General features: G+C 49.8%; 33 protein-coding genes. 19 read left to right on the forward strand and 14 right to left on the reverse strand.

Annotation, left to right across the window (positions count from 1 at the left end):
- The first annotated feature begins 44 nt into the window (after positions 1-44).
- From BQ5383_RS06860 to BQ5383_RS06885, 6 genes are all read left to right on the forward strand, one after another.
- Positions 45-1,013: a hypothetical protein gene (locus BQ5383_RS06860; protein ID WP_071430612.1), complete on the forward strand. Its 969-nt coding sequence runs from the start codon at positions 45-47 to the stop codon at positions 1,011-1,013.
- Positions 1,014-1,015: 2 nt separating this feature from the next.
- The gene (locus tag BQ5383_RS06865; protein ID WP_071430614.1) at positions 1,016-1,609 is read left to right on the forward strand and encodes a hypothetical protein; all 594 of its coding nucleotides are present in this window, start codon (positions 1,016-1,018) and stop codon (positions 1,607-1,609) included.
- Between the two features lie 3 nt (positions 1,610-1,612).
- The gene (locus BQ5383_RS06870; RefSeq protein ID WP_071430616.1) at positions 1,613-2,065 is read left to right on the forward strand and encodes a hypothetical protein; all 453 of its coding nucleotides are present in this window, start codon (positions 1,613-1,615) and stop codon (positions 2,063-2,065) included.
- A 103-nt stretch (positions 2,066-2,168) separates the two neighbouring features.
- Positions 2,169-2,705, forward strand: coding sequence for an AbrB/MazE/SpoVT family DNA-binding domain-containing protein (locus tag BQ5383_RS06875; protein WP_139193378.1), 537 nt, complete (start codon positions 2,169-2,171; stop codon positions 2,703-2,705).
- Positions 2,702-3,535 (forward strand): hypothetical protein, encoded by an 834-nt coding sequence (locus BQ5383_RS06880; protein WP_071430620.1) that lies wholly within the window; start codon positions 2,702-2,704, stop codon positions 3,533-3,535. Before BQ5383_RS06875 ends, BQ5383_RS06880 begins: the two co-directional genes overlap by 4 nt.
- Before the next feature lies 1 nt (position 3,536).
- Positions 3,537-4,004 (forward strand): hypothetical protein, encoded by a 468-nt coding sequence (locus tag BQ5383_RS06885; protein ID WP_071430622.1) that lies wholly within the window; start codon positions 3,537-3,539, stop codon positions 4,002-4,004.
- A gap of 63 nt (positions 4,005-4,067) precedes the next feature.
- Here BQ5383_RS06885 and BQ5383_RS06890 read toward each other — a convergent pair whose 3' ends face one another.
- Positions 4,068-5,180: a replication initiator protein A gene (locus BQ5383_RS06890; RefSeq protein WP_071430624.1), complete on the reverse strand. Its 1,113-nt coding sequence runs from the start codon at positions 5,178-5,180 to the stop codon at positions 4,068-4,070.
- Positions 5,181-5,914: 734 nt separating this feature from the next.
- Here BQ5383_RS06890 and BQ5383_RS06895 point away from each other — a divergent pair.
- The 6 genes from BQ5383_RS06895 (at position 5,915) to BQ5383_RS06920 (ending at position 11,696) form a co-directional block, all read left to right on the forward strand.
- A complete protein-coding gene (locus tag BQ5383_RS06895; RefSeq protein ID WP_071430626.1) occupies positions 5,915-7,435 on the forward strand; it encodes an LPD16 domain-containing protein in 1,521 nt (506 codons plus the stop codon).
- 23 nt (positions 7,436-7,458) lie between these two features.
- Complete coding sequence (locus BQ5383_RS06900) at positions 7,459-8,565, forward strand: hypothetical protein (RefSeq protein ID WP_071430628.1); 1,107 nt, start codon at positions 7,459-7,461, stop codon at positions 8,563-8,565.
- Between the two features lie 92 nt (positions 8,566-8,657).
- On the forward strand, positions 8,658-9,605 hold the full coding sequence (locus tag BQ5383_RS06905; RefSeq protein WP_071430630.1) for a hypothetical protein: 948 nt from the start codon (positions 8,658-8,660) through the stop codon (positions 9,603-9,605).
- Between the two features lie 15 nt (positions 9,606-9,620).
- A complete protein-coding gene (locus BQ5383_RS06910) occupies positions 9,621-9,893 on the forward strand; it encodes a helix-turn-helix domain-containing protein (protein ID WP_071430632.1) in 273 nt (90 codons plus the stop codon).
- Between the two features lie 73 nt (positions 9,894-9,966).
- A complete protein-coding gene (locus BQ5383_RS06915) occupies positions 9,967-10,296 on the forward strand; it encodes a hypothetical protein (protein WP_071430634.1) in 330 nt (109 codons plus the stop codon).
- A gap of 53 nt (positions 10,297-10,349) precedes the next feature.
- On the forward strand, positions 10,350-11,696 hold the full coding sequence (locus tag BQ5383_RS06920) for a tyrosine-type recombinase/integrase (protein WP_071430636.1): 1,347 nt from the start codon (positions 10,350-10,352) through the stop codon (positions 11,694-11,696).
- Positions 11,697-11,851: 155 nt separating this feature from the next.
- On the opposite strand, the gene BQ5383_RS20675 is transcribed toward BQ5383_RS06920, so the two are convergent.
- From BQ5383_RS20675 to BQ5383_RS06970, 11 genes are all read right to left on the reverse strand, one after another.
- A complete protein-coding gene (locus BQ5383_RS20675; RefSeq protein ID WP_139193379.1) occupies positions 11,852-12,100 on the reverse strand; it encodes a hypothetical protein in 249 nt (82 codons plus the stop codon).
- The gene (locus BQ5383_RS06925; RefSeq protein WP_071430638.1) at positions 12,093-12,452 is read right to left on the reverse strand and encodes a hypothetical protein; all 360 of its coding nucleotides are present in this window, start codon (positions 12,450-12,452) and stop codon (positions 12,093-12,095) included. Before BQ5383_RS06925 ends, BQ5383_RS20675 begins: the two co-directional genes overlap by 8 nt.
- Positions 12,453-12,569: 117 nt before the next feature.
- On the reverse strand, positions 12,570-12,959 hold the full coding sequence (locus tag BQ5383_RS06930; RefSeq protein WP_071430640.1) for a recombinase family protein: 390 nt from the start codon (positions 12,957-12,959) through the stop codon (positions 12,570-12,572).
- Positions 12,960-13,001: 42 nt separating this feature from the next.
- Positions 13,002-13,313, reverse strand: a complete 312-nt coding sequence (locus BQ5383_RS06935) for a hypothetical protein (RefSeq protein WP_071430642.1) — start codon at positions 13,311-13,313, stop codon at positions 13,002-13,004.
- A complete protein-coding gene (locus BQ5383_RS06940; RefSeq protein ID WP_071430644.1) occupies positions 13,313-13,537 on the reverse strand; it encodes a hypothetical protein in 225 nt (74 codons plus the stop codon). The genes BQ5383_RS06935 and BQ5383_RS06940 overlap by 1 nt, the downstream gene beginning before the upstream one ends.
- On the reverse strand, positions 13,530-14,414 hold the full coding sequence (locus BQ5383_RS06945) for a hypothetical protein (RefSeq protein ID WP_071430646.1): 885 nt from the start codon (positions 14,412-14,414) through the stop codon (positions 13,530-13,532). The genes BQ5383_RS06940 and BQ5383_RS06945 overlap by 8 nt, the downstream gene beginning before the upstream one ends.
- Entirely contained in the window at positions 14,411-14,974 is a 564-nt protein-coding gene (locus BQ5383_RS06950) for a metallophosphoesterase (RefSeq protein ID WP_071430648.1), read from the reverse strand. The genes BQ5383_RS06945 and BQ5383_RS06950 overlap by 4 nt, the downstream gene beginning before the upstream one ends.
- On the reverse strand, positions 14,971-16,215 hold the full coding sequence (locus BQ5383_RS06955) for a hypothetical protein (protein WP_071430650.1): 1,245 nt from the start codon (positions 16,213-16,215) through the stop codon (positions 14,971-14,973). The genes BQ5383_RS06950 and BQ5383_RS06955 overlap by 4 nt, the downstream gene beginning before the upstream one ends.
- Positions 16,212-16,562 carry a hypothetical protein gene (locus tag BQ5383_RS06960; protein WP_071430652.1) on the reverse strand — a complete coding sequence of 117 codons (351 nt, stop codon included), beginning with the start codon at positions 16,560-16,562 and terminating at the stop codon, positions 16,212-16,214. The genes BQ5383_RS06955 and BQ5383_RS06960 overlap by 4 nt, the downstream gene beginning before the upstream one ends.
- Positions 16,559-17,278 (reverse strand): metallophosphoesterase, encoded by a 720-nt coding sequence (locus tag BQ5383_RS06965; protein ID WP_071430654.1) that lies wholly within the window; start codon positions 17,276-17,278, stop codon positions 16,559-16,561. Before BQ5383_RS06965 ends, BQ5383_RS06960 begins: the two co-directional genes overlap by 4 nt.
- Positions 17,279-17,438: 160 nt before the next feature.
- Positions 17,439-17,816 carry a helix-turn-helix domain-containing protein gene (locus BQ5383_RS06970; protein WP_071430656.1) on the reverse strand — a complete coding sequence of 126 codons (378 nt, stop codon included), beginning with the start codon at positions 17,814-17,816 and terminating at the stop codon, positions 17,439-17,441.
- A gap of 141 nt (positions 17,817-17,957) precedes the next feature.
- Here BQ5383_RS06970 and BQ5383_RS06975 point away from each other — a divergent pair, with 141 nt between their 5' ends.
- The 7 genes from BQ5383_RS06975 to BQ5383_RS07005 all read left to right on the forward strand — a co-directional run bounded on the left by BQ5383_RS06975 (position 17,958) and on the right by BQ5383_RS07005 (position 23,938).
- Positions 17,958-18,317 (forward strand): helix-turn-helix domain-containing protein, encoded by a 360-nt coding sequence (locus BQ5383_RS06975; RefSeq protein ID WP_071430658.1) that lies wholly within the window; start codon positions 17,958-17,960, stop codon positions 18,315-18,317.
- A 144-nt stretch (positions 18,318-18,461) separates the two neighbouring features.
- Entirely contained in the window at positions 18,462-19,067 is a 606-nt protein-coding gene (locus BQ5383_RS06980) for a recombinase family protein (protein ID WP_071430660.1), read from the forward strand.
- Complete coding sequence (locus BQ5383_RS06985) at positions 19,060-20,940, forward strand: recombinase family protein (protein ID WP_071430662.1); 1,881 nt, start codon at positions 19,060-19,062, stop codon at positions 20,938-20,940. Before BQ5383_RS06980 ends, BQ5383_RS06985 begins: the two co-directional genes overlap by 8 nt.
- Positions 20,941-21,747, forward strand: coding sequence for a hypothetical protein (locus BQ5383_RS06990; protein WP_204247461.1), 807 nt, complete (start codon positions 20,941-20,943; stop codon positions 21,745-21,747).
- Positions 21,737-22,135 carry a hypothetical protein gene (locus tag BQ5383_RS06995; protein WP_071430665.1) on the forward strand — a complete coding sequence of 133 codons (399 nt, stop codon included), beginning with the start codon at positions 21,737-21,739 and terminating at the stop codon, positions 22,133-22,135. The genes BQ5383_RS06990 and BQ5383_RS06995 overlap by 11 nt, the downstream gene beginning before the upstream one ends.
- Positions 22,116-23,069 (forward strand): ParB N-terminal domain-containing protein, encoded by a 954-nt coding sequence (locus BQ5383_RS07000; protein WP_071430667.1) that lies wholly within the window; start codon positions 22,116-22,118, stop codon positions 23,067-23,069. Before BQ5383_RS06995 ends, BQ5383_RS07000 begins: the two co-directional genes overlap by 20 nt.
- Positions 23,069-23,938 carry a DUF6551 family protein gene (locus BQ5383_RS07005; RefSeq protein ID WP_071430670.1) on the forward strand — a complete coding sequence of 290 codons (870 nt, stop codon included), beginning with the start codon at positions 23,069-23,071 and terminating at the stop codon, positions 23,936-23,938. The genes BQ5383_RS07000 and BQ5383_RS07005 overlap by 1 nt, the downstream gene beginning before the upstream one ends.
- Positions 23,939-23,981: 43 nt before the next feature.
- Here the strand turns inward: BQ5383_RS07005 and BQ5383_RS07010 are convergent, their stop codons facing one another.
- Both BQ5383_RS07010 and BQ5383_RS07015 read right to left on the reverse strand, forming a co-directional pair.
- Entirely contained in the window at positions 23,982-25,238 is a 1,257-nt protein-coding gene (locus BQ5383_RS07010; RefSeq protein WP_071430671.1) for a type II toxin-antitoxin system HipA family toxin, read from the reverse strand.
- 3 nt (positions 25,239-25,241) lie between these two features.
- Positions 25,242-25,562, reverse strand: coding sequence for a helix-turn-helix domain-containing protein (locus BQ5383_RS07015; RefSeq protein ID WP_071430674.1), 321 nt, complete (start codon positions 25,560-25,562; stop codon positions 25,242-25,244).
- Positions 25,563-25,592 lie beyond the last annotated feature (30 nt).

A 25,592-nucleotide genomic window follows, 5' to 3' on the forward strand; every position in this document is an offset into this window, starting at 1 on the left:
ATTCATTTCTCAATTTCTCAAGAAGTTTAAGGAGAATATGTAATATGGATACTGTAAAACTCAAAAAACCCCTTTTTGTCAATGGAAATTATAACCGCGCCGGTACACGGATGCGCTCCATACTGGACCGGGAGATCTCCAATGGCACTGATACATATCAGCTTTGGAGGTCGGCCGGAAAACCGGAAGTCGAATACCCCAGTACAAACAATGATCGTTATTTATTGTATATCGAGATTGGGGGATTTCTGGCGCCTCTGGGACTGACTGAATTTCGTCTGATCGACAGATGCGGATACCCCGAAGCAATGAAAAATCTGTATGGTTCTCCGGAAGATCGGGAACAGTTTTTCCATGATCTTCGGAATAATCCAGATGCCAATTCTCTGGTGGCAGCGGCAGTTGCCAAAGAAAATGAGGAGATTAACCGCATTGGTGCCGATCCTGCGCTTCAGGCTGATTATGTCAAAGGCTATTTGGAGGTTCACATTGAAATCTATGAGAAAGCCAAGAAAAATGATGGTGCCTCTCACCCGGATTTCATCGGCGCTTTGGCGCTGAATGAATTGGATGAATGTGTTGTCCTCTCGCAGAAGCATCGAGAACGGCTTAAAATCATCGAACACGAGGAAATGGAGAGAAGACACGCAGAAGATCTGAAAATGTATCGTGAGATGAACAAAAAAGCCGATGCAGCTCTGGAATATGCGATGAAAACCATTCAGGAAGGCGGCGTTTTGAGAAACACTGAACTGACCACCTATTGTGAAAAAACGGATAGCTGTCAGACGCTTTGTGTTGTTAACCGCCTTTTTGAGAAATATGGCATCGCTCTGCCGGCTCGCACCAAAGGCTGGATCAGCAGCAAGCTGGTCAGCATTTCCTTCATCGACGGAAATGTTGCCAATCTTCGATACCAAAAGATAAACCATGCCGGAGCTTCACAGGTGATCTGGGATTATCTGAGGCAGCTGTGTCTGGCAGTTAACGAGAAAAAAACGCAGGAGGTATAAGCATGTTTTACGGTATGTTAATACAGCATTGTAACTGGTGTAACAACGAAATAGCCCATGTCGTTACCCAATCAGCTGAACGGCGGAATGAAATTATACACTCAGCTTTGCAGTGTGGTGATGAGATCAAGCTCCATGGGTTTGCAAATGAAAAAGAAGCGTACACTTTTGCCTATGATTTTTCTCCCGAAGAACGGGAGAGAATATTGGGCAAAGACGGCTTTTGTCCAGCTTACGCAGCTTATCCTTATATTGATGGAGAGCAGGTTATTCATTTGGCCAAGCATTTGGGTATTGATTTTAATGAGAGCTTGAAAGAACTCATTTTTCTTTATCTTGAGGGAAGCAACCACCCAAGCGATTTTACATTCGATGAACTTAATCAGATGTACACAGACATTAAAAACGATTACTTCCTGTCTCTGAACTTAGTTAGTTCTATGTGTTCCATCAAAACAGAACGGGATGCCTTGGCTAAAAGAATCAACCAGATCGCTGCTGGCGCTATTGCAGCTGCTGGCCCGGGATTCAATCCATTTAATCATGAGGCCCAGGCACTTTTGAAACGAACAGGCTTTTATTGTGAGGAGGTATAATCAATGAGTTTCGTAACATGGCATTTTTATGGGTATGGCATTAAGGTCGATGAGATCGGCGATGTTCCCAAGGAACGGATCAAATCGCTGATTGACCTGGCTCCTGTCTTTAAGACTCGGCTCCAGGAACAGCTCAATGAAATGCAGATTTCGGATCCTGAGCTGATGGATTATTGCGATGCGATGCAGAACGCTGATCTTGACTTTGCTTTCCTTGGCCTGGCCTCCATTCTGAAATATGTAATGGAGGAGACGGAAGGCCTGAATTTTGTGGCGTGTGACAATTACGATAATGAGCATTTTCTCATTTTCACGCCGCAGTATCCTTGGCGGATGACAGAGCAGGAAAAGCTGGTCACAGAAGAATACTTGAACGACCTCTTTGCAAAGTATGTGGATATCCTGACAGATAAGGTAATCGACATTGATTATCAAACAGTGGAGAATGGAAACTAATCGTATTTCCGCTCTCAGGAAGCATTACAGTATATGAATCAATTCGGTGCGAATATTGAATATTCGCACCGAATTTCATATAATATGATTGGGAGTGATCTATATGGAAAGGCGAATGGCAAAACTCAATATAAGCGCATCTGGAGGAACCGCAGGACGCGGCGGAAAGACCTATAAAGTCACGCTTCCTACCTCATGGATTGAGGCCATGCAGCTGGATTCTGACCAGCGAGAAGTGGAGCTGCTGTTTGACGGGGGTCAAATTCTGATTATACGCCGGCAGACTATCGAATCATTTTTCCAAAAAAAACATGCGCTGAAACACACTCTGTGCCAGCTGCGTTTTTTTGATGGGGATATTCTGTGTACGGAAATTATGGCGGACTTTTCAGATAAGACACTGGTGTGTCAAAATTATACAGATAACCTTGTCAAAACTGCCTTTGGAAAAAACACCCTTCCAGTTTGGGAGGATTTTCAGGCTTTTTTGCAGGAGCGCTGCATTCCGAAAGAGCGAGCTGGCTTGCGAGAGTATCTGGAAACTTTAGGTGTGGATGAGTATGATCCACTGAGCATTATTCTCAAAACCGGTGGTCGTATGGCTGAAGATCAACAATGGTTGGAGGTACAATTCAAATGAGTATCCGCCTGGTCTCAAACGAGAAAATTGCAGAAACATCCAGCAAAGGCAATCAAGAAAAATGGTTGGATTCAAAAAACAACTGTTGGTACAAGCTGGATCAATTCGGCTATGAGGCCTTAGCTGAAACAATGGCCTCCCTTCTGCTGGAAGAGAGCAACATTGAACTGAACACCCCTTTTAAGTTCGTGCGGTATCGGATGGAACGATTATATGCCCATGGCCACGAGCGTACCGGCTGTGTCAGTGCGAATTTTCTTTTGCCTGGGCAGTCCCTGGTCACAATCAACCGGCTGCTCAGTAACTATCTCGGGATGCCTCTCAGTCAAAAATTGTCCCAATTATCCAGTGATAAAAAGAGGATCGCCTATCTGGCTGATGCTACGGTGGAATATACAGGATTGCATCAATTTCCACAGTACCTTACTATGCTTTTTGAAATTGATGCACTTGTCTGTAATGATGACCGGCACCTGAACAATATCGCTGTGATCGAGCAAAAGGGGCAATTCCATTACTGCCCTATCTTTGATAACGGCGCCGGGCTGTTATCCAACATACTGTATTCCCCTATGGATATCGCCCCTGAAGGGCTGATTCCCTCGCTGCGTGCAAGGCCATTTCAGACGACCTTTATGCGTCAAGTGAACGCGGCGCGCAGCCTGTATGGAAAGCAGTTGGTGATTCCAAAATGGAACGCTGCTGCTATTCAAGAGCTGGCACAGCCATTGTTGGAGTATTATCCGGTACGGGACAGAGGAATCATTCTGGACCGTGTGACAGCATGTATTTTACGCAATCAAAAAGCATTTGTTAATCCAGGAGAATGAAATGATTACCAAAGAACTGATTACAAATGGGATCGAGGAAGGTATTATCCAGTTTGTACCCGATCCCAATGCTTGCATGGGAACAGTTTGCCAAATTGGGGAGCACTGGTTCTGTCTCAGCGATTTGGCTGCAGCTGAACGATCTCCCGATGAATACCTTGCATCTATGACCCCAAAAGGCCTTGCTGACGAAGTATATGAAACACTCTACAGTTTCATGGACCCTGACGAACTCGCTGACGAATACGCCTACTATGAGGCATATTTGAAGGAAAGAGTGGAAGATAGTCAAAGCAATCAAATTTCCGATATCCTGGCCATGTTGGAAGCATGTCAGGCTGCCAAAAGCAAAGGGGACAGGACATTCACCTGTCCCCTTTGCGGCGGACTGGTCGAATGGTGGCAGGTTCCGTATAATGGTCATTTGCGAATTGTCTGCAGCAAGTGTAAGATGCGGCTCATTCAGTAGCCGCTTGCCCCTCAAAAAGACCGCTTCGGCGGTCTTTTTTTTATCCCTGAAAGCAGCCTGATTCTACATCACGAAAGAGAGCCTGGGATTATCCGCAATCTGCGAAAGAAGAGAGCCAGAAACTGCCCACCCTTCCAGATCTGAACTCTGCTCACCGATACACGGATGGAGATAGGCGGAGTAGGTAGAAACTGAATTGATAATACACTTCATCAGGAAACTGCGGAAATTCCGGATGGGCTTGCGGTATGCCAGCACTGAATTGACGATCCCCACAACATGAATCTGGGTAACTGCAAGCAGACGCTCCCGGACAGACTGGCTGGCAGATGGTTTTTTCAAGCTCTCTGCAATCAGGGAAACGATATTGTCTACCAGATCCAGATCTACATCTCCCCCGTCTGCCAGCTCCTCGTATTCGATCTGATCCCGTACCAGCTCCTCTACCTGCAGCACCGTTTTGGCAGTAAAGTCCTCAGAGAGCCGCTGGTAGAACTTCTTCTGCTGGAGAAGGTATTCCATTTTGGTAAAGTCCCCCTTATTGCAGGCATCAATCTGTTCTTCCAGAGCGGAGATCTTTTCCTCGTAAAAATTCTTTCCATCCATCTCTGTATGGTTTATATCTGACTGATAGATAGAATTATTCTGGTTATAATCCATCTGACTAATACCTATATATGCAGGCAAAGAATCTTTCTCGGTATGGTCAAGGTTCATTACCGGTTTAGCCGCAGAGGTGGTAAAGATTTTTTCCTGCTTCTGCTCAGGCTTGGATACTTCCGGATGCGATGCGGGAGTCTGGACCGACTGGTGCGCAGCACAGCGGCGCATCGTTATGGTTTCCTTTGGAGGTTCACAAAAGAAGATGGAGGAAACCTGACCGGAGAACTGCTTTTCACAGAGAAGGCCACACTTCACCAAAGAATTGAAGGCAGCACTGATTGTAGGCTTGCTCACACCCAGCTCATCTGCCATATCCGCTCTGGACATCCGGACGTACACGGCTCCTGTTTTGTCTGTCCAGCCGTTTTTCAAGCTCAGGAACATTTTGTTGTAAAGCAGGATATAAAGCAACCTGGCCAGAGGGCTGAGCCTTTTGGCATAATATTTGCTCATGATAAAAGTCGGGGCCTGATTGAAGGCATAGTGGGTATTGGTGCTGGCTGAAATAAGCATAAAATCACTCCGTTCTTAAAAAAGGGTGCATTTAATAAAGCCAAAGGCCTTTTCTCTTTTCGAAAAATGGCTTTAGCGTTGGCAGATCCCTTTCGGGCTATTTTTTTGCTGCCGATCTATTTCTGGCCAAATTGACCGGAATAGCAACAAAAAAAGGCAGTGAAGATACACTTCACTGCCTTAAAGCAACCCATCGTCCCTATTCTACTTTCGAATTTTTTGCCAAATTGGAGGATTTAACGAAAAATTTACGAGGAACACGCTATATTCAGCGCCTCAAAAAGTTGACAAATTATCGTATTTTGCGTAAAATAAGAAATGAAAGATGAAGGAAACACGCCAATGTTTCTTTCATTTAATGGGTACATTTCAGTGGTTGTGAAATGTATCAGTCGATGAGGTGTGGTGACCTGCATCGACATCCCCAGTATAACGAAATCCGTCGATACTGTCAAGAAAAAGAAGTTGCATGAGTTTATCATGCAACTTCTTTTTTGCTTGACACGATACACTATATTCACTAAACTTAAAGTAACCAAGTTGTTTTTCTGCTGTCCCTGTGACAGTAATGTGAGGCTCTGGAGTTCCAGAAGCCAGATTTCAAACTAAAAGGCACGATTGCGCCCAAATGGCGCAGTTGTGCCTTTTTTTCATTTTGCCGGAAAAGCAGCCTGTCTGGGTAGCTTTTCGAAATATAAAAACATCTAAACATCTAATTTGAAAGGAGAAAAATTATGACAAACAACGAAACACGTGAGCAGCGGAATCTTTATCGTGGCAGCTGCATCGGCCTGAAGTCTATCAACGAGGTTCCGATTGATATTGCTGCACTGGTCAAGGAGAACAGACCTGTTTCACCCGATGAGCCGGTTAAAAGATTCCTGCCTGTTATGGCACAGATTTCATGGTTCAAACTGCGGCATGGTGAAGAGGGAACAATCAGCACAGATATTGTTTCAAGTACCGATATGCAGGCGGTTGTTCGCGCTGATATTTTGGTTAATGGAAAGCCGATCTCCAATGCATACGGAAGCGCAAACGCTTTGGTAGAAAGCAATGGAAACAACGGCGAATACTGGCTGATTGAAACTGCTGAAAGCCGAGCTGTTTCCCGGGCATTGAGATATGCCGGATTCGGATGTCAGTTGGATCTGGATTACATTGATGAGGATGCTCCCTCCAGCTCCACTTCCAGTATCCAGCCCTCTGCCGAAAAAGCTGAACCGTCTTCTGCTGAATCGGAAGCAGTGGCAACACCCGGTACAGTATCTGGAAAGGATATGAAGCTGGATGCCAATGCTACATCTTGCATCATCGACATCCATGATCTGGAACCTGTTAATGAGCAGAAAGAAGATGAGCCAACAACTGATATTCAGCCGGCTACCACCAGTTCTCATCGCAGAACCCGGAAAGTGAAGGGAAAAGAAGCCACAGCCGAAGTAGCGGAGAACAATGCAGCTCTGAAAAATGATGGCTGTCTGATGAAGGTCGATGGTAAGTATCTCTATATCCAGCGCACTGAAACTGGCTGGGATTACACTGTTTACGATGTGGAATCCAAAAAGCAGTTGGACGGTGGAGTTCTGGAGGACGCTGGCCTTGACCTTTCTGGGGCTATTACTCGAGCTTGTGAGCAGCAGAGTCTTAATTCCAAAAACATCAACGTAATGCCTCTGCAGCTTGTGGAAGAGCTGGAAGCCGCACAGCTTCCGGATCAGTCAACCATCGCTGAACCGGAGACTGAGATGCCTGGAGCGATGCTGGAAACAGAAGCTGACACAGCTGTCCAGGGCAGCCTTTTCGAACTGAATACTGCTGATTCTGATGCGATGAGCGCACCGGAAACAACGCCGCAGGAAAAGTCCCCGGAAGAGCAGATTAAGGACTATGTACAGCTCGCACTGCAGTGCGACTCTCCCGATCCGATCCTCGACCCCGAATTTTTCGGTGAACAGAATCAGGACCCCGAAGCATGCTTCATCAATGAAGGGAAGCGAGTTACCAAGATGCGCAACCGTGACCTTCAGTGGGCAATTGATTTCCTCGATAGTCACAAAGATCTGTTGATGGATGTCAAGTATCCTGCCCCGTCTGGTTCTTTCGCCAACAAAACATACCGGCAGCTGTTTGAAGAATGCCCCCAGCAGATAGATCAGATCCTGGAAAAAGCAGCTATGCTGTACTATGGAGCCAACTTCCCGAACTATGCAGCGTTGCTGTTGATTCTGAAGCAAAGAAAATATGAAAGATAACGAAAGTGAGGAGAAAATCCGAGATGTTTGATGATTTTTCCATTTTTGATGTGATGGGCCTTGTAGGCCTTGACCCTACTCGGATTAAATCCTCCAGTGGGTATTTTGACTGCCCTATTTGCGGCGGTAAGAAAAAGCTGAATGTCAATGTTAAAGTGGGTCATGGAGGCGTTTGCCGCTGTGCCAAATGCGCAGCAGGCGGCGATAAACTTGACCTGTATCTCCTTTTCCATAATCCGCGATTGGTGTCTACACGAACTAAGTCTGATTCGATTTACTACCGCCCTTCAGAAGAAGACCGGAGTCGTGGAATGCGAGAGATCATGGAGGCATTGCACATTTACCGCCGCAATCCCAATTTCATGCGTAATGTTGCCAAAGCCAAGACAGCTGCTGCTACAACACAGCAGCCGCAGATCAGCTCTCCGGAGCAGCGCCATGCTGTTTACAGCAGCTTTCTCCAGCTTCTGCAGCTGACATCAGCACATCGGGCCGCTCTTCATGACCGGGGCCTGACCGACCAGGAGATCGAGCGGATGCAGTTCCGCTCGACCCCCATGTTCGGGCGAACTCAACTCGCTCAAAAGCTGATTGGCCAAGGATTGTCTCTGGAAGGTGTACCGGGTTTTTTCAAGCTCAGTACCACTGACGAAAAGACAGGTGAAGTTCACGAGGAATGGAGTGTCTATTGTCCTGATCCTGGCTACTTTGTACCGATCCGAAATCGTGATGGTTTAATTGTAGCGATGCAAATTCGCCTTAATAAATCCACCACAGATAAGTCCAAGTACAGATTCTTCACCAGCGGCCGTGAGACCTTGTTAAACGGGCAAAGCGCAGTCAGCGAAATTCATGTCGAGATGTGCTCACAGCCTCCACGATATGGTCTGTTGCTGCAGCAATGGCTTGCTGCAGTGCGCGACGACAACAGAAGGGGCAATAATGATACTTCTGCCTGGCAGGGTAAAACCAATGGGGCAGCCCGGCATGATAGCCGGGGACATCAGCGATACAGGCCAGATGGCACTGTATCCGGTGCCATGAAAACGCATAGGCTGGCCACCGAGAAGGATGGTCTTCCAGGTTCCCTCGGCCTGGAGAACGGTGAAGTTGCGAGAGGGGCGATCTAATTTGACTATGACTCTGTATGTCTAAGGCAGAGTCTGTGTGGCCGATAACTCGGCCACATTATTGTGCTTTAGACTAAAAAGGGGGAGAAGCTATGCCCAAAAAGAAACCGGACATAACCACAGATCTGAATAAACGACTGGATGCTGCACGTCTTCTTATCCCCCAAATTTCAAAAAATTCCTTTGCTTCCATTGATGATCCAGTGACAGGAGCATTTGCTGCCTATCTTACTAAAGGTCAAAATGCCGCAATCGTTATGGTTTGTCCCAAACGTGACCTGCTGAAAGATGTCGGCGATCTGAAAACCATGCTCAATGCTGAAGGGATAAGCAAGCCCAAAATCATTCTGCGAGAACCAAATGTTTCATATATTTGCCTGAAACGCTTGGAAAACGCTCGAAAAAATGGGCATCAGATCCCCGACAGTTTCAGTATGAGACTTCGCGTTGCCTCTCTCCCACCTCGGCTGCGGAGTCTTGCCCAGGTGCAGAGCTGTTCACGCACCTGCATTTTACGTAATGAATGTCAATTCGCTGCTTTTCTGGCCAGAATCAAAAACGCCGGAAATGGAACATTCATAGCCATAAGTGAGGAGGAATTTGCCGTATCGTCTATTCAGGGAGAACTGCCAAGGGTGCGGATCATAATCCGTTCAGCAGCAACTGCAAACGGGTATGCCGATCAGTTTGCTTTACGCCGGCGGGATCTCAGAAAGACTTTGATTCAAACTGAAATGCTCTGCGGAACAGAGAAGAAAAAGAAAGAAACCATCCGCAAAATCACTCACGATGTCAAAACGAATACAGAACAGCTTTTTGACGATTCATCTTTAACCCGAAATCAGGCCTTGAACCTGATTGGCGAGATCCATAAAGCTCTTCGTCAAATTCAGCAACTGTGCCGGGCAGAACTCGTAGGACTTGGACCCGAGCGAGCAGCTTGGCGTCAAAATCTAAATCATGCGCTTGAAGTTACCAGCCTAAGAGCGGATGAACTTTTTGAAATCAACAGTCAAATTTTGACTGTCATAAAAAAGTGAAGGGAGGCGATACCAATGCAGGAGCAGGATCTTGACTTCAAGGCAGCTCTGGAACTGGTTGAAAAAGACCTGGTAAACTATCCCCCCACTCTTCAGCCCAAACATATAGCCAAATATTTGGGGATCAGTTTATCGTTGGCCTATAAACTGTTCCATTCCGGTGAGCTGCCAACAGTCAATTTGCCAAATTCAAAATTTCTCGTGGTTCCTAAAAGCGTGTTTATACGCTGGTATGCGACCCGCCTCAGCAATGATCATCTTGAAAGTCCTATGCGGAAGGATGTATAATACTTCCGCAAAGCAAGATCATCTGCCAGGCGGTTTTTTGTTTGTCCTCGCAAAGTGAAAGGAGGACAATATTATGATGCACGGCTCAAACAGCCATGCCGGGGCCAAAGAGCCTCGAAAGCGAGGAACAGGAAATATCCGACGTTATGCAAATGGCGTCTGGCAAGCGAGTTTTTCACATCATGGGCAGCGTATGTTCGTTCAAGCCATCTCTCGTGATGAAGCTAACGCAAAGCTGCAGACTGCTCTACAATGGTCCACCGATGATTTTGGCAGTACAAAAGAGTCGCTCCATAACTATCTCATCGAACATGGATTCGACAGCGGCATCAAACGAACTGTCCCCACAGCAATTACATCGCATCGAATCACACAAAAAAAGAAGGCGCCTGGACACTGGTAATCCATGCGTATGGGCAGCCTTATCGAATCGGGGCGGTGTCATGGGATGAAGCGGTGGCAAAATACGAGGCGATCGTTAAAGTCTCAAGCGACAATAGCTTTTGCTTTTCCAATGCTGCTATTGATGCAGCTCTGAAAGCCGCTGGTTTCCCCACTGGCCGGCTTACAACAGAACCCCGGGAAAAGAAGGACCGATACGGTCATGGCCCGTTCCGAAACGGTGTCCGTCTCCGTAAGGAAGGATTTTTTGAAGCTCGGTACTGTTTTGAAGGTCATCGGGAAAGCCTGTATGCTCCAACAGAAGAGGAAGCTCAAAAGAAATTGAGGGCTGTTCTGGTTGCTATTGACAATGGCACCTATGTTGGACGAAATCGTGAGACTTTTTGCGGTTTTTTAATCAGCTGGGTGGAACATGCCGAAAAGACCAGTTTGCGGCCTAACACTGCAAAAAAATACCGGTCCTACATCATTGGCCATTTTCTCCCTTTTTTTGAAGATAAAAAACTGCAGGAGATCACCACGTTGATGCTGCAGGATTTCTTCAATCTGCAAGCCTGTTCGGGACGGATTGACGGAAAAGAAGGCGGCCTCTCGCACAAAACCCTCGTGGATATGCGCAATATGCTCAACAAGGCGCTCAACTATGCTGTCAATCCTGGTCGGCTGCTGGCGAGCAACCCGGCACGTGAAATTGAACTGAAATTTCACAGGGCGCAATCTGTTCCCTTGTTTACAGATGAACAGCAAGAGCGTCTGATTCGGGCTGGAATGGCCTCAGAAGACGACCCAATTGCCTGGGCTGTTGTTATACTCCTTTGCACTGGAATGCGCAGAGGAGAGCTACTGGGCCTCCAGCTGGGGCAAATAGGCCCAGGGTGCAGTTATTTCAGAGTGGAAAAATCTCTTGCCCGAATGGATCACCCAAACCGTCAGCAGGCACCAGATTTTGAGCGTGTTGATCTTTGGACAAAAAAGAAAACCAAAACAGGGCTATATCTTGGCCCAACAAAAACTGAATCCTCACGACGGGAGTTCCCCGTCGGGGTCCAGGTGAAGGAGTGCGTCGGTAGACTGATAGCATATCAGGAACGCCTTCTCGGACACAGCATTACACAATGTCCGAATCATGGCGCTCAAAATTTTCTCCTGATTACTCCTTTGCTTAGGCCTTACGATCCCAAGACTTTCTCGGACGCTTATATGCGTTATTTGAAAGCCAATGGGATTGATTCTGTGACAATTCATTCTACCCGGCACTCTTTCATTACCGCAATGGTCCAGAAACATCCGGATGATCTCGCATCAATTTCAGAAATAGTGGGTCACTCTGATAAATCGACAACGCTCAGATACACACATGGATCAGATACCCGTAAAAAGAAGTTGATGGACAGTTTCTAATCTGATGATTGCGTAAGAAAGATCTCGGGGTATAAAAAGGTGGTATACGGGAATCTTTTACGCAATCAAGAAGAAAAAATCAGAATCCTTGGACAAACAAAAAAATGAGAGAGCGGATCATCTTTTATGATCATCCACTCTCTCACCCTTGCGCTTCAAAACCTATAAATCGGCTTCTGAAGCTGTTTTATGGAGTGTAAGACCAATTGAGATATTTGCGGAAATCCATGATTTTCAAGGCTTTGCGGGTTTTCACCCATTATTTTTTTGCCGTTTTCGCTGCGATGGCTGCGGATTTTCCACCCGAGGGTCAATTTTAGTGTTCGACCAAAAAAGATGTCCGCTTTATCCATGCCGAAAGATTGACTGAGAGAAGCGCCTGCTTCATCGGGCACATCATCCAAGGAGTTCGTCCAGCAGGTAGTTGTATTCCGGCAGCTGATCCGTGTACTCTTTCATCCATTCCCGCATAGCTCGCTTTTCCAGATTGGTTGCTTCCGTGTAATCCTCGCTGTGCCCTTCCTGCTCCATAAAGTCGTATGCGAGATTCTGATAGATCTCTTTCACCAATGTTTCGGGATCTTCCAATCGTGTTACATTGGAGTCATCAATGGAATCCGCCGCAGGCAGGCCAAGCAGAACATACCCGAACTTTTTCGAATAGACCACATCGAGCAATTCAGAGACTTCAATGTAGTTCTGGAATACCCCAAGGACCCTCTCAAGCTCACTTTTCTTTTCCTCTAATGAACTCATGGCAACATCTCCTTCCTGCCGGAATGAGCAACTTTCCCGGTCTGGTGTATGTGGTTCCTTTATTATACCGCATTTTCTTTGGCCGTGGAAGAGAGGTGGGACGGGAACTTTTCCCAATCACATGGTCTGTTCCATCGTTGCCACCCGGAAATAACCATGAGAATATGCGGGGGCCAGATCAATTTCGCCATCTGGGCAATAGACCCGAACTCCTGCTGCGGTCAACTTTTCTCCAATCGCCGCCAAACCTTCGGCGTCACGAGCCAGACGGTCGCCGTTCATCACCAGCACCCGGTCATAGACTCCATGTCGTGCATCACGGATCAGCGTTCGAATGCTCTGTCGGTTTGCGTCCAAGCCGCTCTCATATTGGAGCATCTCTGCGGAAATCGAAAAGCCAAGCTGGCCGGCGAGGCTTCGGAGTGCGGTGAGCTGCTGGTTTATGGCGAGACAGTTGCTTTCCGTAGACGCTCCATCTACCCGGCAGTATAGGCAGCACTTAGACATCTGATTTGACCTCCTTGAACGAATTTGGGGAGACGCTAACACTCAGCCCTGACATTCATCCCGGATGAAATCATACAGGGCTTCCGGTTCCTTCAGGCACCACTTAGTTTTTTCATCATCGGTCCAGACTTCATAGTCCGGGGCGGCATCGTAAAGCCACCAGCTGATATAGTCGTACTGGTCGTTGACCGCTTCCTTCAGTACATCCAGCAAGGCGGCAAGAAGCGGCGCTCCGCCCTCAAATACGAAATGTCCGTCTCGCATCAGGGTGAGTGCCTTACTGAACTGTTCATCTCGATCCTTTTGCGCTTGAATCTTTCGCAGGGCTTCACAGAAGGTTTCCTTGGACAGCATTAAAGTCCCCCTCCCAGATTCTCCCCCTCCGCTTCCTGTTCGGCTTTCCATTTCAGAAGCAAGGTGATGGCCAACTCCTGAGTAGCGGGATCGACGCAGAACTCGAAGAACTTCACAGCCAACATTTCTGGCGTCAGCCCCATCGGGGCGATTACCGCTTCCAGTTGCTCCAGAAGTTCCGCATCTACTTGGATTTCCACGAGCTCATATCGCTTTTCATCCATGGTGCGTTTCCTCGCCTTCCGAAGCTTCCTTCCGCAACTCGTCCAGCCGCTGCCGGAACAGCTCCTGGAGCTCCTTCCAGACCTGCGGCTGCTTGAGGGGCGCTATCGGCTGGTTCAGTTCCCGCTCCAGATCGGCGACAGCCACCGACAGCGTCTTTTCATCGAACAACTGGTAGTGGCGACGAAGATACTGGACGACCGCCGCACTCTCCTCATCTTCGCTGCGCATGGCATAGCGGAGGGCGCTGTTGATGACACAGGAAAAGTCATCCACATAGTCAAGGTTGAACCAGGAGGCTGGGCAGAGAACCAGGTCATCTTTGCCTTCCTCGGTGATCACCAGCCCAATGTCCTCGCGGCTTATTCTTTCCAACACGGTGTCCAGGTCATCTGCCAGTGTCTGGCGTGAGATGCGTTCCATGCTTTCCAGAGGTTGTAAAATCGGCATCCTTTCCTTCCTCCTATCGTCTTCTTTAATCTTGCCAGATGTGAGCGTCCGGCTCAGGCTATACCATACTCGGTGATATGGCTCCTGTTCTTCATATCGGCTCAAATGTTTGCTGATTTTTGCTGCGGCGGTGGAACGGGTAGCTTCGTCCAGACGGCTCAGGTTCCGGCAGGTGAATTCCGCGACTATGCCGGGCATATAGGTGTGCCGCCCCAGACTGTACTGGATCGCTGCCAGAACGATATGCCGCAGCCCTCCATCCAAAATGGGAGCGAGGATTCTCACGGAGAACAGCAGCCCGGTGCTTCCTTTTTGGGACTGGAGAGAGAGGCCGTTTCGCTCGGCTCGTTCCATCATGTGCGTCCAGTCCTGCTGTGCGATGAAACCGGCTACAGGAGCCACCTCATAAAAGCCTTTTTTATGTCTCACGGCTGCACCTCAAGCCCGGATTTTGACTGACCTTTATACAGAAGATTGTTGGCCTCCATCTCCTCAAAGGTGACCGGCTCGAAGTGATTGAAATCCACTCCTGCATTCAGCATTCTCTCGTTTGCTTGGATGAGCGGCCAGTAATCCGCGTCGGTATTGCCGTGGATGTGGCCAAAGACCATGTAGCAGCGCATGATGTGAGGCCAAGACATCATGGGGTAGTGACAAAGTGTGTACTGCCGCTTCCCGTCTGCGACATACAGCAGGTTATTGACGCTTTCAAAGAATCGTTCTGTCTGACAACTCCTGATCCATCCCCTGTCATGATTCCCAAGGATGAGATGTTTCTTCCCCCGCAGCCGCCGCAGGTATTCCTCCGGCGGCTTTTGGCTGCGGTAGATCAGGTCGCCGAGGATATAGACAGTATCCTTCCCTGTGACCTTATGGTTCCAGTTTTCGATGAGAGTTTCGTCCATCTCCTCGATACTGGAAAAGGGCCGATTGCAAAGGCGGATGCAGTTTTCGTGACCGAGATGTAGGTCAGAGGTAAAGAAGATCATGGGGTTTCACCCTCCTTCTTCATCCTGGGAACTGGGATTGGCTGCCATCGGCAGTATTTTGCAAGTTCATCCTGACGCTCCCGAGGCAGGTTCATAAAATCGACAATGCTCTCTCCCGGAAACCTGGCGTGGCAGTAGGCGGGAAAGACTCCCTCCGGCACGATGCCGATGGACTCCGCTCCGGTCAGGCGGGCCTTCAGTTCCTCTGCGTTTCGGATACATGCGGGAACGCCTGCCCGATGAAGCGCCAGAAAGAAGCGGACCGCCTCAATCGTCCGGGTCTCCGCAAGACCGGCCACCACCAGATAGTAGCCATGTGCATCCCGGTGTACGATGCAGTCAATGTGGGTGCTGTTGCCGCCCCGGCATACCTCCCAGGGGTGGCCGGTGCGGGGACGCTCTTTCAGCCACCGGGCAAAGGCTTCGGGGGAATCTCCGTCCAGCTTGGACAGTCCCTCGTCCCGCCCATCGGCGTGGAGAGCGTACTGCTCTTTTTCCGATTTCTCCGTTCCGGTGTAACCCATAGCCCGATAGCCCAGAGCACAGAAGTGATAGAATTCGTTTGCGGTCACGGATGGGAGCCGCTTGTTATTTCCAAAAGGATACCCCGCCGCCGAGGTGAGAAACTCCTCCACCTCCTGCTGGGAGAAGTCCTGGAAGAACTCCTCCTTCCACTGTGGGAATACCCTCCACAGATCCCGGCGCAGGATGGTTCCGGTTCGATGCCAGATGGGCAGCTCCCGTTCCACCAGTTCCTGATAAGAACCGGTTTCCACCATCTGAACGGCGTCCCGTACCGCCTCCTCCAGCCAAGCGGTGAATTTGGAGATATCGTTGGGGAAGGAACGTTCTCTGCGGCCATCCACTTCCAGCACATGCCGATGCCCCAAGAATATTGCCCGATACCCGATCTCTTGATCCTCGCCAGCGGCAAAGTGGAACCACGCTGCCTCCTCCGGGAACTCGGAATGCCACCAGGTTTCAAACTCCTCAAAGTTCTCCACCTGGCCGTCTGCCCGCAGTTCCTCAAAGCTGCCGAAGTCTTCGATGGTACCTCGCTCCGCACGGAGCCATAGTTCCCAGCTTGTGTTCTCCGGGCCTGGCTCCAGCCGGTGGAGAAGGCGGAAGATCCGGTCGATGGCCGCATAGGATGTCTCGTCATAGGTGAAGGAGCAGTTGATGTTTCGGTATTCCACCCGACCCAGCCAGTTGATGTAGTGCTTGATCTCCGGCGCTTTCATGTTTTCACCTCCTCAGTATCCGTATCCCCATCCTCTGTTTCCTCAAACTGGAGCCGGAAGAGGGCAGTGTGCTCTCCCACAAGATCGGGGTATTTGTAATAGACATGGCGGCAGAGGGTTTTGTACAGTTCAAGGAGCCTCGGATCATCTCCGAAGTCCACAAGCCCGTCCATGATTCGCTCGATCTCCCGCTCCTCAGTGATCCTGCCGTTCAACACCTGTTCTACCAAACGGCTGTATTGCTGATACGCGGCGTCCATTAGGCGGGAAATCTCCTGGATGATCTCACGGATTGCGGCAAAGCACGCCTCCCGCTCCTTGGCCTCCGGTCTTTCTTCCTCCGTCATAATGCGCCCCCTCCCGTCAAGAGCTGCGGCGCAGCCTCCACGCTGTGGAAGAGGAAGTGCATCCGGTCGATATGCTTGTCAATATGCCAGTGCCCACAGAACCAGTGGTCGTATTTGAGTTTCCGCTCGATCTCTTCCAGCCATTTCTCGGTAGAGTCGTCCACGGTACTCTGGTCGATCATCGGAAGAAAGGCCTCGCGAGGCTCATACGGATAGGGACAGGTGTGGGAGAGGACGGTATCTACCTGCCACCCGCAGGCGTCCAGCGTCTGGATAACCTTGTCCTTGATCTCCTGGGAGGGCTGCTCATCCGGCCACCAGCCGTAACCTCTGGCCAGCCGGTAGAATTTGTCCACGCTGTAAGCTCCGCCGATGACCAAGTGTCGGAGCCCTTCCAGATCAAAGATCTCACCATCCATAGCAAACAGCAGGCGGGGAAAGGCTTCCTCTACCCAGACTGTCCCGCCGTTCCACTGCTTCGTCCGATAGGAAGGGATGCTGGTCGGCCGGATCTCATGGTTGCCGTGGATGCAGAGCATCGTCGGCTTTACGGCGGTAAGAACTTTCTTCATCTCTGTGTCTCGCCGGTTTCGGTAGTAGTTCGCTCCTACATCCCCAAGCAGAACCAGAGTATCCTGCTCTGTCAGCTTCTTGCTGTCGCAAAACTGTATGACCTCATAGGGGTCTCCGTGGATATCACCCGTGTAATAGATCATTGGTCATTCCACCTTTCTTTTCTCATTATACCAACTCGGAAGGCCCATATCCGGGACTTTCCAAAAACATATCCACTGTTCCAAAAATATATCCACCTTTACTGGCATAGATCGACCGGCAGTCAATGCTCGTGACTTCCGGTTGATTGCTTTCTCAGGTTCAGACGGTAAAATCAAAGTTATCTGGTTTACCGTATCTGCCTTGATGCTCTTTCAAGGAAGCTTTCAGCGATTTTATAACATCCAGGAGAATCAGCATCTCATAGGTGCTGCAATCCGAAAGGAGTAGAGCGATTTCTTCGCTGGCGCACCGTTCAGTGCTGATGATTTGCTCCATCAAAAGCCGGTCGGGAGATACGCCCAAGGCATTGGCGATAAGCACAAAGGTGTCAAGGCTCATGCTCTTGATCCCGCTCTCTATGTAGCTGATGTAAGATGGCGTTTTATCCACCAGTTCAGAGAGCATCGCTTGCGAAAGGTGGTTGCGCTGGCGGACTTCACGGATGTGTTTTCCAATGACTTTGTAGTTCAGGCTCATAATAAGACCTCCAAAAAAATTTTGCAGTCTTATTATAGTGTTTAGATTATATCATCAACTCGGCCTTATATCAATTTCACCTCAAGTTGATATACTCTTAGAAATAGATAATCTGGAGAATATATTTGAGGGGGGAAGCCGATGACGGAACATGATTTGACCGAGAGCCAGCTGATCGGCTCCCGTATTCGAGATGCGCGGATCAATCGCCGGATGAGCCAGGCCGATCTTGCTGCGAAGGCCAATATCTCGCTGCCGCATATCAGCAATATCGAAAAAGGCAAGACGAGCATGAAGTTGGAAACCTTTATCCGAATCATCGAAGCCTTGCAAGTGTCTGCTGATTCCCTTCTTCGGCCTGATGTGCCGGAGGTAAGAAGCCTATACCAGAGCGAGTTTGACGAGCTGCTGGCCGACTGCTCTCCCAAGGAGCTGGATTCCATCCTGAAGATCGTTCGTGAGTTGAAATCCACTATGGCCAGACGGGATGACAATACCTGAAAAATTGCGAGCTGGAATTGTCGGCTCGCTTCTTTTTTTCTCATCTATCGACCAGAAGTCAAGGTGTTGACTTCTGGTCGATTTTGTTATTAGTCTGCAGATTATATAATGGCCTGGAAGAGAAATAACACAGGGGGAGCAAATATGTCAGATCTGGCCGTTCAAAATAGAGAGTCAGAGCAGGAAGTTATGCCCTCATTTGATTTCCTGCTGGAGAGGGAGACGGAACGAAACACCCTTTTAGCGGAACATCGTGCCTGGTTAAAGGAAATCAAGCGGGAACGCCCGCTTCCCAAAACACATTACCGTGTGGCGGTATACATCCGCTACTTTAACCAGACCCGCTATGAGGACTATCTCTCAGCTCATAAAAAGCAATTTCTTGATACACTGGCTCTCTGCCCAAACTGGAAGTTTGCCGGTTTCTATGTGGACGAGGGCAGCACTGCGCCCAATATGGAGAGCGCCCCGGAGTGGTCAAGGCTCCTTCAAGACTGCTACGAGGAAAAGGTCGATCTGATCATTACCCAGAAAGCAAGCAATATCTCGAAGAAGCTCTCCGAGCTCTCTTTCTGTACGCGCCTCTTGGCAGCACTCTCAAAGCCAGTGGGCGTTTACTTCGTTTCGGAGGATATTTATACGCTGGCTTCCTATTACCAGGAGGATCTACACGACCCGTACTTTTTGCCAGATCCCGGTTGGAAGATACTCCCTGATGACGAACCCCGGAGGGAAATGCTACATGATTGACAAGTCCACACGCAAACAGCTTGCGGAACGGAAAGAACGGGTCCGCCGGCGTATCAACACAAAAGTTGACCCGGAGAACTATGAATTCATTCCGGCCAAAAAGCCCATCGACTATTACGACAACGATATAAGGCAGCGGGTCGCCGTGTATGCCCGTGTTTCCACAGACAATGTCCAGCAGACTTCCTCCTATGAGCTGCAAAAGAAATACTATGAGGATTTTGTTGTGCATCATCCCAACTGGACATTGGTCAAAATCTATGCGGATGAGGGGATCAGTGGGACTTCTCTGGCTCATCGGGACGAGTTCAACAGCATGATCGCCGATTGCCGCAGCGGAAAAATCGATATGATCATCACCAAAAGCGTGTCTCGCTTTGCCCGGAATGTGGTGGACTGTATCAGCGTGGTTCGTATGCTTGCGGAGCTGCCCAGTCCCGTCGGGGTGTTCTTTGAGAGCGAATGTATCTTCTCCCTCAAAGACGATTCCCAGATGGCGCTTTCGTTTCAGGCCACCATGGCTCAGGAGGAGTCCCACATCCGCAGCCGGAGCATGGAAACCTCCTTGCGGATGCGGCTGGACGGAGGTCTGCCATTGACGCCCAAACTGCTGGGGTATTCTCACGACGCAGATGGAAACCTGGTCGTCAACCCGGATGAAGCCCCCACGGTAAAACTCATCTTCTATATGTATCTGTACGGATATTCCACCTCCGACATTGCGGTGGCGCTCACCGAGTTGGGCAGGAAGACTTATCTGGGGAATGTCAAGTGGACATCCAACTCCATTGTCCAGGTCCTTCGCAATGAGCGGCATTGCGGGGATGTACTGACCCGGAAGACCTTCACCCCTAACTATCTGAACCACAAGGCCAGAAAGAATCGGGGGGACAGACCCCAGAGCCTTTACCGGAACCACCACGAGGGTATTGTTTCCAGAGATGATTTTATTGCGGTTCAGCATCTTCTGAACAACTCCAAGTATGGCAACCGCTCCATCCTCCCGGAGCTGCGGGTGATCGACAGCGGCCTGCTCAGAGGGTTCGTGACCATCAATCCCCGCTGGGCTGGATTTAAGCCGGCGGATTATTACCAAGCGTCCGCCAGTATCCATCCGCCCGATGAGCAGCAGGCGGATGCATCCCTGCCCTCGAGCATCACATTGGTTCCGGGAGATTTTGATATGAGAGGCTTTGAAATCGCCCGCAGTGAATTCTTTGATAATTATCACCGTCCCTACGTACTGTTTCAAGATAAGAGGATCAAGTTCAGCACCACATGTGTTCGGTCTTTTGGGAAAGACAACCATGTGGAGCTGCTGGTCAACCCTGTGGAGATGAAGTTCGCCGTCCGTACAGCGGCGAAGAGCAGCCGCAACGCAGTCGTGTTTTCCAAGCTGTCAGACGGAAAGTATCAGCCCAGGGATATCGCCGGTGCGGCCTATGTAGAAACGCTTTTTCAGTTATTCGGCTGGAGTCCGGATTTAAAATACCGGATCGCCGGAGCGCTGTTTCAAACCGAAACTGAATCTGCGTATATTTTTGATGTCAATGATGCGGAAGCGTTTATTAAATCGTACCTGCTTTCCGGTTCAAAAAGCACGGAACAGGCGAAGGAGCCTGTACAGCCCCTTTCTGTCTCCGGCAAACGGGTGCGGGCAGTCCCGGAGGAGTGGATCGGCTCTTTTGGCAAGCAATATTACCTCCACCAACAGTCTTTCCCGCCCGTCTGCGATCAGAGTGAGGAAGACTGGAAAATCCGCATGGAGGGCCAGTTGTATGAAACCGGACAGAAACTCCGCGTGACAGGATTTGACGTGCTGCGTGACTATATCTGTCAGGAACTCGGTCAGCGCGGGAAGGAGGAATCCTAAATGTTTGAAGAAAGTCGGGAAAATACCGGCGGCGTAATCGCCGGAATGCTTCGTTCCCTGGAGGACGGGCATTTGGATATTGTTCCGTCTGCTGAATTAGAAAAAGCGGAACCGGCAGTTTCTCCCGCAAACAGCAGTAGTGATGAGGTTCTGGAGATGGCCGGTGACTTTAACTACGATGGCTACCAAGTGGTACGCCGTGAGTTCTTCGCCCATATTAATGAGCCGTCTGTAACGTTCAACAATTACAAATTTTATGTAAATACCGCCTGCCTGAACCGCTTCCCACAAGTTGATTATGTGCAGGTATTGGTCAATCAGGAGAGCAGGATCTTGGCGATCCGTCCCTGTCGGGCGGAAGATCGGGATGCCTGCGCCTGGTGCACCAACGGCTCCGGCAGACGCAAACCGAAACAGATCACCTGCAAGATTTTTTTCGCCAAAGTGTTTTCACTGATGGGCTGGAATCTGGACTATCGATATAAGCTCCTCGGGCGGATAATCCATGCCAGGGATGAGTGGCTCATCGCATTTGATCTCACAGCGACCGAAGTGTATCAGCGGGTGCAAAAAGACGGCCAGAAGCCCAAGTCTTCTCGAACTCCCGTGTTTCCGGAGGGCTGGAAGACGCAGTTTGGACTCCCGTTCCGGGAACATCAGAAATCTATGCAGGTAGACATTTTTGAAGGATATGCTGTATATGGGTTGCGCGATAACATCGCTCCTGCTGCATCAGAGCAGTCAGACGAGGCTGCCTCTGATACTGGTAGTAAGTCCGTTTTGGGAGGACAAGGACATGAATCATGAAAATCAATTGCAGGCTTACTTAACGCTGGACCCTGCGCGAAACCGGATTCGAATCCACCGGCAAACGATTCGTCTCTTGAAGAATCCTGCGTATGTGCAATTCCTGGTAAACCCTGAAGAACTGTATATCGCCGTTCTCGGATCGGACAAACCTATTTCAGGCGGGACCGCAAACAAGGTTCGGATGTCAAGTACATCCCAGCAGTCTATAGAATTCTATAGTACGATCCTTATCAAAAACTTTTCCGAACTGCTGGGTGGCTTTGACCTGAGATTTAATTACCAGCTGACCGGTGAGATCGATCAAGTCAACCGGGTCGCATATTTTTCCCTCAAAACCGTCAAACAGCTGGAACGCAGGAGGCTACATGACAGAGAAAGCATTTAGGCAGCTTAACATCGATCCGGAATTCAAAAACTTGATTCGTCCACTTCGCCGGGAGGAATACCGGCAGCTGGAGCTGAATCTGGTCGTGGAAGGATGCCGGGAAGATATCATCGCATGGAATGATACCATCATCGACGGTCATAATCGCTATGAAATATGCAATAAAATGCGCATTCCTTATGGAGTCAAGGAGCTGGATTTTCCAAGCAGAGATGCTGCCATCGCCTGGATCTGTGCGAACCAACTCGGACGACGCAACATCTCAGAAGAAACCAGGAAATATCTGATTGGGAAACAATATGAAGTGGAAAAGAAAGTACAGCGAAATAGGAATGGCTATAATCAGTACCGTCCGAACCCCAACATTGCTGTGGGGAGAGGCCGCCCAATAGATGAAGAGAGCGGCCGGCGAACAGCAGCCCGGCTGGGAAGGAAGTATCATGTGTCCGGCGCAACCGTACAGAAATATGCGAAATACAGTGCAGCATTAGATACCATTGAACAAAATGCTCCTGAGCTTGTTCCGCACATTCTTTCCGGGGCATATAAGATTTCTTTCGAAAATATCGTTGCTCTATCAGAAATGGAACCCGAAGAATTGAGAGCACTTAGTAAAAAAATCGGAAAAAATCCCTATGCTTTCGCTCGTTACAGTGAATCGAGACGATGCCTTTATTCCGACGCTTCTGCCAAGCCCGGCACAGCGGCGGCAGAGCAGCCGGCAATCAAGACGATGCCCGCCTATGACCCGGATGCGGAAGTTGCTGGACTTACTCTTACGATCCCCTCCTGGATGAGCTCCATCGACCGGACAAAGTCCATGGCACATTTGGAAGCAATCTCACCTGCTGCCAGACAAAACCTCTTGGCGGCGTTGACTGAATTAGAAGGAAAAATCCAGGAAATGCTCAATGCAATTGAGGGGGAATCCTAATGGAAGATTATAGTATGTTTGTTCCCAATGTTCACTTCGAACAGATTCCCATCAAGAACCTCGTATCCAATCAGGAGTACCAGAGGAATATTTCCGAACAGCATGTGCTGAATGCTGCGGCACACTTTGATCTGTATCAGATCAACCCTGTGAAGGTGAGCCGTCGAAATGGGGTCAACTATGTCTTCAATGGCCAGCACACGGTGGAGATCGTCGCCCTGGCCTCTGGCTCTCGTGAAACGCCAGTCTGGTGCATGATATACGATGATCTGAACTACGAGCACGAGGCAGATATCTTCGCCAACCAGATGAAGTTTGTCAAACCGCTCCGTCCCTATGAAGTGTTTATGGCAAATGTGGAAGCCGGGAATCAGGAGCAGCTTATGATCAAAGATCTGGTAGAGTCTTATTCTCTTTCCATTGGCCAGGTCAGAAACTATGGCGTTGTCTGTGCTGTCTCTACGCTTGAAAATATATATGAGCGGTTCGGTTACCACGTACTTGATCGAACACTCAGACTCTGCGTAGGCACATGGGAGGGCGATATGAATTCGCTGTCCGCCAATATGCTCAACGGAATCGCCAGATTGGTCTACACATTCGGCGATGCCCTGAAAGATGAGACCTTCAAGGAAAAAGTAGGGGAAATGTCGGTCAAGCTGCTTTCGAGAACAGCCAAGGAACGACGCCCCGGTTCTATGGGCTATGCTGAGGCGATGCTTCTGGCCTATAACCGCAAATGCAAATATCCGCTCAAATGGACCAAGCTCTACGAGAAGAATGTGGGGAACAATGAAGGACTGGACATTGATACGGATATGGACGAGGATGAGGGCGGGGACTCTTTTGAGGGAGCCGCCAAAGAATAAGCAAACGGACGGTTCCACCAGGAATCGTCCGTTTGTGATCTTATCATGGAAGGGAAAAGGCGGGGCGCATATACTCTATCGCTCCCCGGCTGAGACCATACTGTCCGGCCAGCCGTTCCCAGTGTCCGGATACTGTTTTGCAGACCTCCTCTGCAGCCTGTTCCGCTTCCTGCGGGGCAAGGCCGAAATAATCGGCTACTTCCAGAGCCAGTTCCAAGTCAATGGTGTTATCATACTCACTCACATTGAGGGAAAGCCGGTCCCCCGAGGGGACTGGGTTCACATCATAGAGAGGGGCCAGCCGCCAGCCGGTGGGTGTCAGAAGGAAACCATGGTTGCGCAGGTGGTCGTCAGTATTGGATACCGCCATGCTGAACACGATCCGCTTCCACAGCTCGGCCAGATCCTGCCGGGGTGATGCCCCGTTGGCCCGGATGAACGCCGCCAGATCCAGATAGCTGCTTCCGTCCGCTGCCGAGGCTCCATCGGTCTTGCCCAGCAGGGTCATGGCGGAGGCGAAGTGGATGCGACGGCTGCCGTTTCGGTCAAATCGCTTGACAAGAAAGGTGCTGCCGGTCTTGGAGAATGTCTCCAATTTGGATTCCGGAACATCCAGCCCGCAGAGCCGTGCCAGGTCATGGACGACCTTCTCCCATGCGCCGCTGTTATATTCATCATGCTTGGAAGGGAACTTGGCGATCCACAAGGCGCCATCCGTGGCCTGCACCGTCGCTTTGGGTCTTGCGCCTCCCAAGGAGGAGCCGGGGGCCAGAAGTTCACGCAGCCATTTTTCATTCAGGCCGCTCTCATCGCTCTCGAAAGCGATAGAGGCGTTTTCCAGCGTCCGAAGGTTTACCCATGGAGGCGTCGCAAACGCTTTATCGTTCGAAAGAAATTCGCCCCCTTCTTCCAAGCTGAACCGCAGCGCACCCATACGGGATTCATCGTAGACCCCCAACAGGAAGTCGCTCTCGGTGAGCTTACGGGGCTTGCGGTCCTCTTTGCGAGCGTCGATGGCCTCCTTGCGCTTCATCAGCAGACGCCCCCAGCGATCCGGACAGGAGTCGGAAAACAGGCCAAAGAGCTGCTTGTTCAGCGGCACATACTGCCGCCCGCGGTAAAGAGCCAGATCCGGGTCCAGAGAGAAGGAACTCTCGGCGGATGACAGCCAGGCTGGATCATACTCAAAGGAAAAGGTTTCCTGTCCGCGGACGAAGCCGCAGCGCAGCCGCCCCAGCAGAGTGGGTGCCTCTCCACGCCAATTTTCATATACATAGATGGTCTTTTCGTACTGCGCCATGGGCTACTCTCCTTTCTTGGGTGCCCGCCGTCTGGTGGGCAGCGCCAGATCTTGTAGCTTCCTGCCGAATTCATCATCTTTTGCAATAAGCAGCAGGTCGCTGTCCATATTGTTTAATGCGTGCAGCACAGCGGCATAGGAGCCGATGGATACCGTAGGGGTGCCTTTCTCAATGGATATCAGAGTGGCTCGGCTGATCCCGGCACGCTCTGCTACCAATTCCAGGCTCAACTTCCTGCGCAGGCGGGCCAGGCGGATCTGCTCACCCATCTGTGCCAGGATCTCCCGTGTTTGCGGCATGATGACCGCAGCTTTTTTTGCCATGCACAATCGCCTCCTAACATAAATTATACT

This window comes from Angelakisella massiliensis, from assembly GCF_900104675.1.
In the GTDB taxonomy this organism is placed as follows: domain Bacteria; phylum Bacillota; class Clostridia; order Oscillospirales; family Ruminococcaceae; genus Angelakisella; species Angelakisella massiliensis.

Bases quoted from the DNA above. Each gene is read 5' to 3' on its own strand.
- BQ5383_RS06860 (WP_071430612.1), top strand. From the start codon at position 45: ATGGATACTGTAAAACTCAAAAAACCCCTTTTTGTCAATGGAAATTAT.
- BQ5383_RS06865 (WP_071430614.1), top strand. From the start codon at position 1,016: ATGTTTTACGGTATGTTAATACAGCATTGTAACTGGTGTAACAACGAA.
- BQ5383_RS06870 (WP_071430616.1), top strand. From the start codon at position 1,613: ATGAGTTTCGTAACATGGCATTTTTATGGGTATGGCATTAAGGTCGAT.
- BQ5383_RS06875 (WP_139193378.1), top strand. From the start codon at position 2,169: ATGGAAAGGCGAATGGCAAAACTCAATATAAGCGCATCTGGAGGAACC.
- BQ5383_RS06880 (WP_071430620.1), top strand. From the start codon at position 2,702: ATGAGTATCCGCCTGGTCTCAAACGAGAAAATTGCAGAAACATCCAGC.
- BQ5383_RS06885 (WP_071430622.1), top strand. From the start codon at position 3,537: ATGATTACCAAAGAACTGATTACAAATGGGATCGAGGAAGGTATTATC.
- BQ5383_RS06890 (WP_071430624.1), bottom strand. From the start codon at position 5,180: ATGCTTATTTCAGCCAGCACCAATACCCACTATGCCTTCAATCAGGCC.
- BQ5383_RS06895 (WP_071430626.1), top strand. From the start codon at position 5,915: ATGACAAACAACGAAACACGTGAGCAGCGGAATCTTTATCGTGGCAGC.
- BQ5383_RS06900 (WP_071430628.1), top strand. From the start codon at position 7,459: ATGTTTGATGATTTTTCCATTTTTGATGTGATGGGCCTTGTAGGCCTT.
- BQ5383_RS06905 (WP_071430630.1), top strand. From the start codon at position 8,658: ATGCCCAAAAAGAAACCGGACATAACCACAGATCTGAATAAACGACTG.
- BQ5383_RS06910 (WP_071430632.1), top strand. From the start codon at position 9,621: ATGCAGGAGCAGGATCTTGACTTCAAGGCAGCTCTGGAACTGGTTGAA.
- BQ5383_RS06915 (WP_071430634.1), top strand. From the start codon at position 9,967: ATGATGCACGGCTCAAACAGCCATGCCGGGGCCAAAGAGCCTCGAAAG.
- BQ5383_RS06925 (WP_071430638.1), bottom strand. From the start codon at position 12,452: ATGAGTTCATTAGAGGAAAAGAAAAGTGAGCTTGAGAGGGTCCTTGGG.
- BQ5383_RS06930 (WP_071430640.1), bottom strand. From the start codon at position 12,959: ATGTCTAAGTGCTGCCTATACTGCCGGGTAGATGGAGCGTCTACGGAA.
- BQ5383_RS06935 (WP_071430642.1), bottom strand. From the start codon at position 13,313: ATGCTGTCCAAGGAAACCTTCTGTGAAGCCCTGCGAAAGATTCAAGCG.
- BQ5383_RS06940 (WP_071430644.1), bottom strand. From the start codon at position 13,537: ATGGATGAAAAGCGATATGAGCTCGTGGAAATCCAAGTAGATGCGGAA.
- BQ5383_RS06950 (WP_071430648.1), bottom strand. From the start codon at position 14,974: ATGATCTTCTTTACCTCTGACCTACATCTCGGTCACGAAAACTGCATC.
- BQ5383_RS06955 (WP_071430650.1), bottom strand. From the start codon at position 16,215: ATGAAAGCGCCGGAGATCAAGCACTACATCAACTGGCTGGGTCGGGTG.
- BQ5383_RS06960 (WP_071430652.1), bottom strand. From the start codon at position 16,562: ATGACGGAGGAAGAAAGACCGGAGGCCAAGGAGCGGGAGGCGTGCTTT.
- BQ5383_RS06965 (WP_071430654.1), bottom strand. From the start codon at position 17,278: ATGATCTATTACACGGGTGATATCCACGGAGACCCCTATGAGGTCATA.
- BQ5383_RS06970 (WP_071430656.1), bottom strand. From the start codon at position 17,816: ATGAGCCTGAACTACAAAGTCATTGGAAAACACATCCGTGAAGTCCGC.
- BQ5383_RS06975 (WP_071430658.1), top strand. From the start codon at position 17,958: ATGACGGAACATGATTTGACCGAGAGCCAGCTGATCGGCTCCCGTATT.
- BQ5383_RS06980 (WP_071430660.1), top strand. From the start codon at position 18,462: ATGTCAGATCTGGCCGTTCAAAATAGAGAGTCAGAGCAGGAAGTTATG.
- BQ5383_RS06985 (WP_071430662.1), top strand. From the start codon at position 19,060: ATGATTGACAAGTCCACACGCAAACAGCTTGCGGAACGGAAAGAACGG.
- BQ5383_RS06990 (WP_204247461.1), top strand. From the start codon at position 20,941: ATGTTTGAAGAAAGTCGGGAAAATACCGGCGGCGTAATCGCCGGAATG.
- BQ5383_RS06995 (WP_071430665.1), top strand. From the start codon at position 21,737: ATGAATCATGAAAATCAATTGCAGGCTTACTTAACGCTGGACCCTGCG.
- BQ5383_RS07000 (WP_071430667.1), top strand. From the start codon at position 22,116: ATGACAGAGAAAGCATTTAGGCAGCTTAACATCGATCCGGAATTCAAA.
- BQ5383_RS07005 (WP_071430670.1), top strand. From the start codon at position 23,069: ATGGAAGATTATAGTATGTTTGTTCCCAATGTTCACTTCGAACAGATT.
- BQ5383_RS07010 (WP_071430671.1), bottom strand. From the start codon at position 25,238: ATGGCGCAGTACGAAAAGACCATCTATGTATATGAAAATTGGCGTGGA.
- BQ5383_RS07015 (WP_071430674.1), bottom strand. From the start codon at position 25,562: ATGGCAAAAAAAGCTGCGGTCATCATGCCGCAAACACGGGAGATCCTG.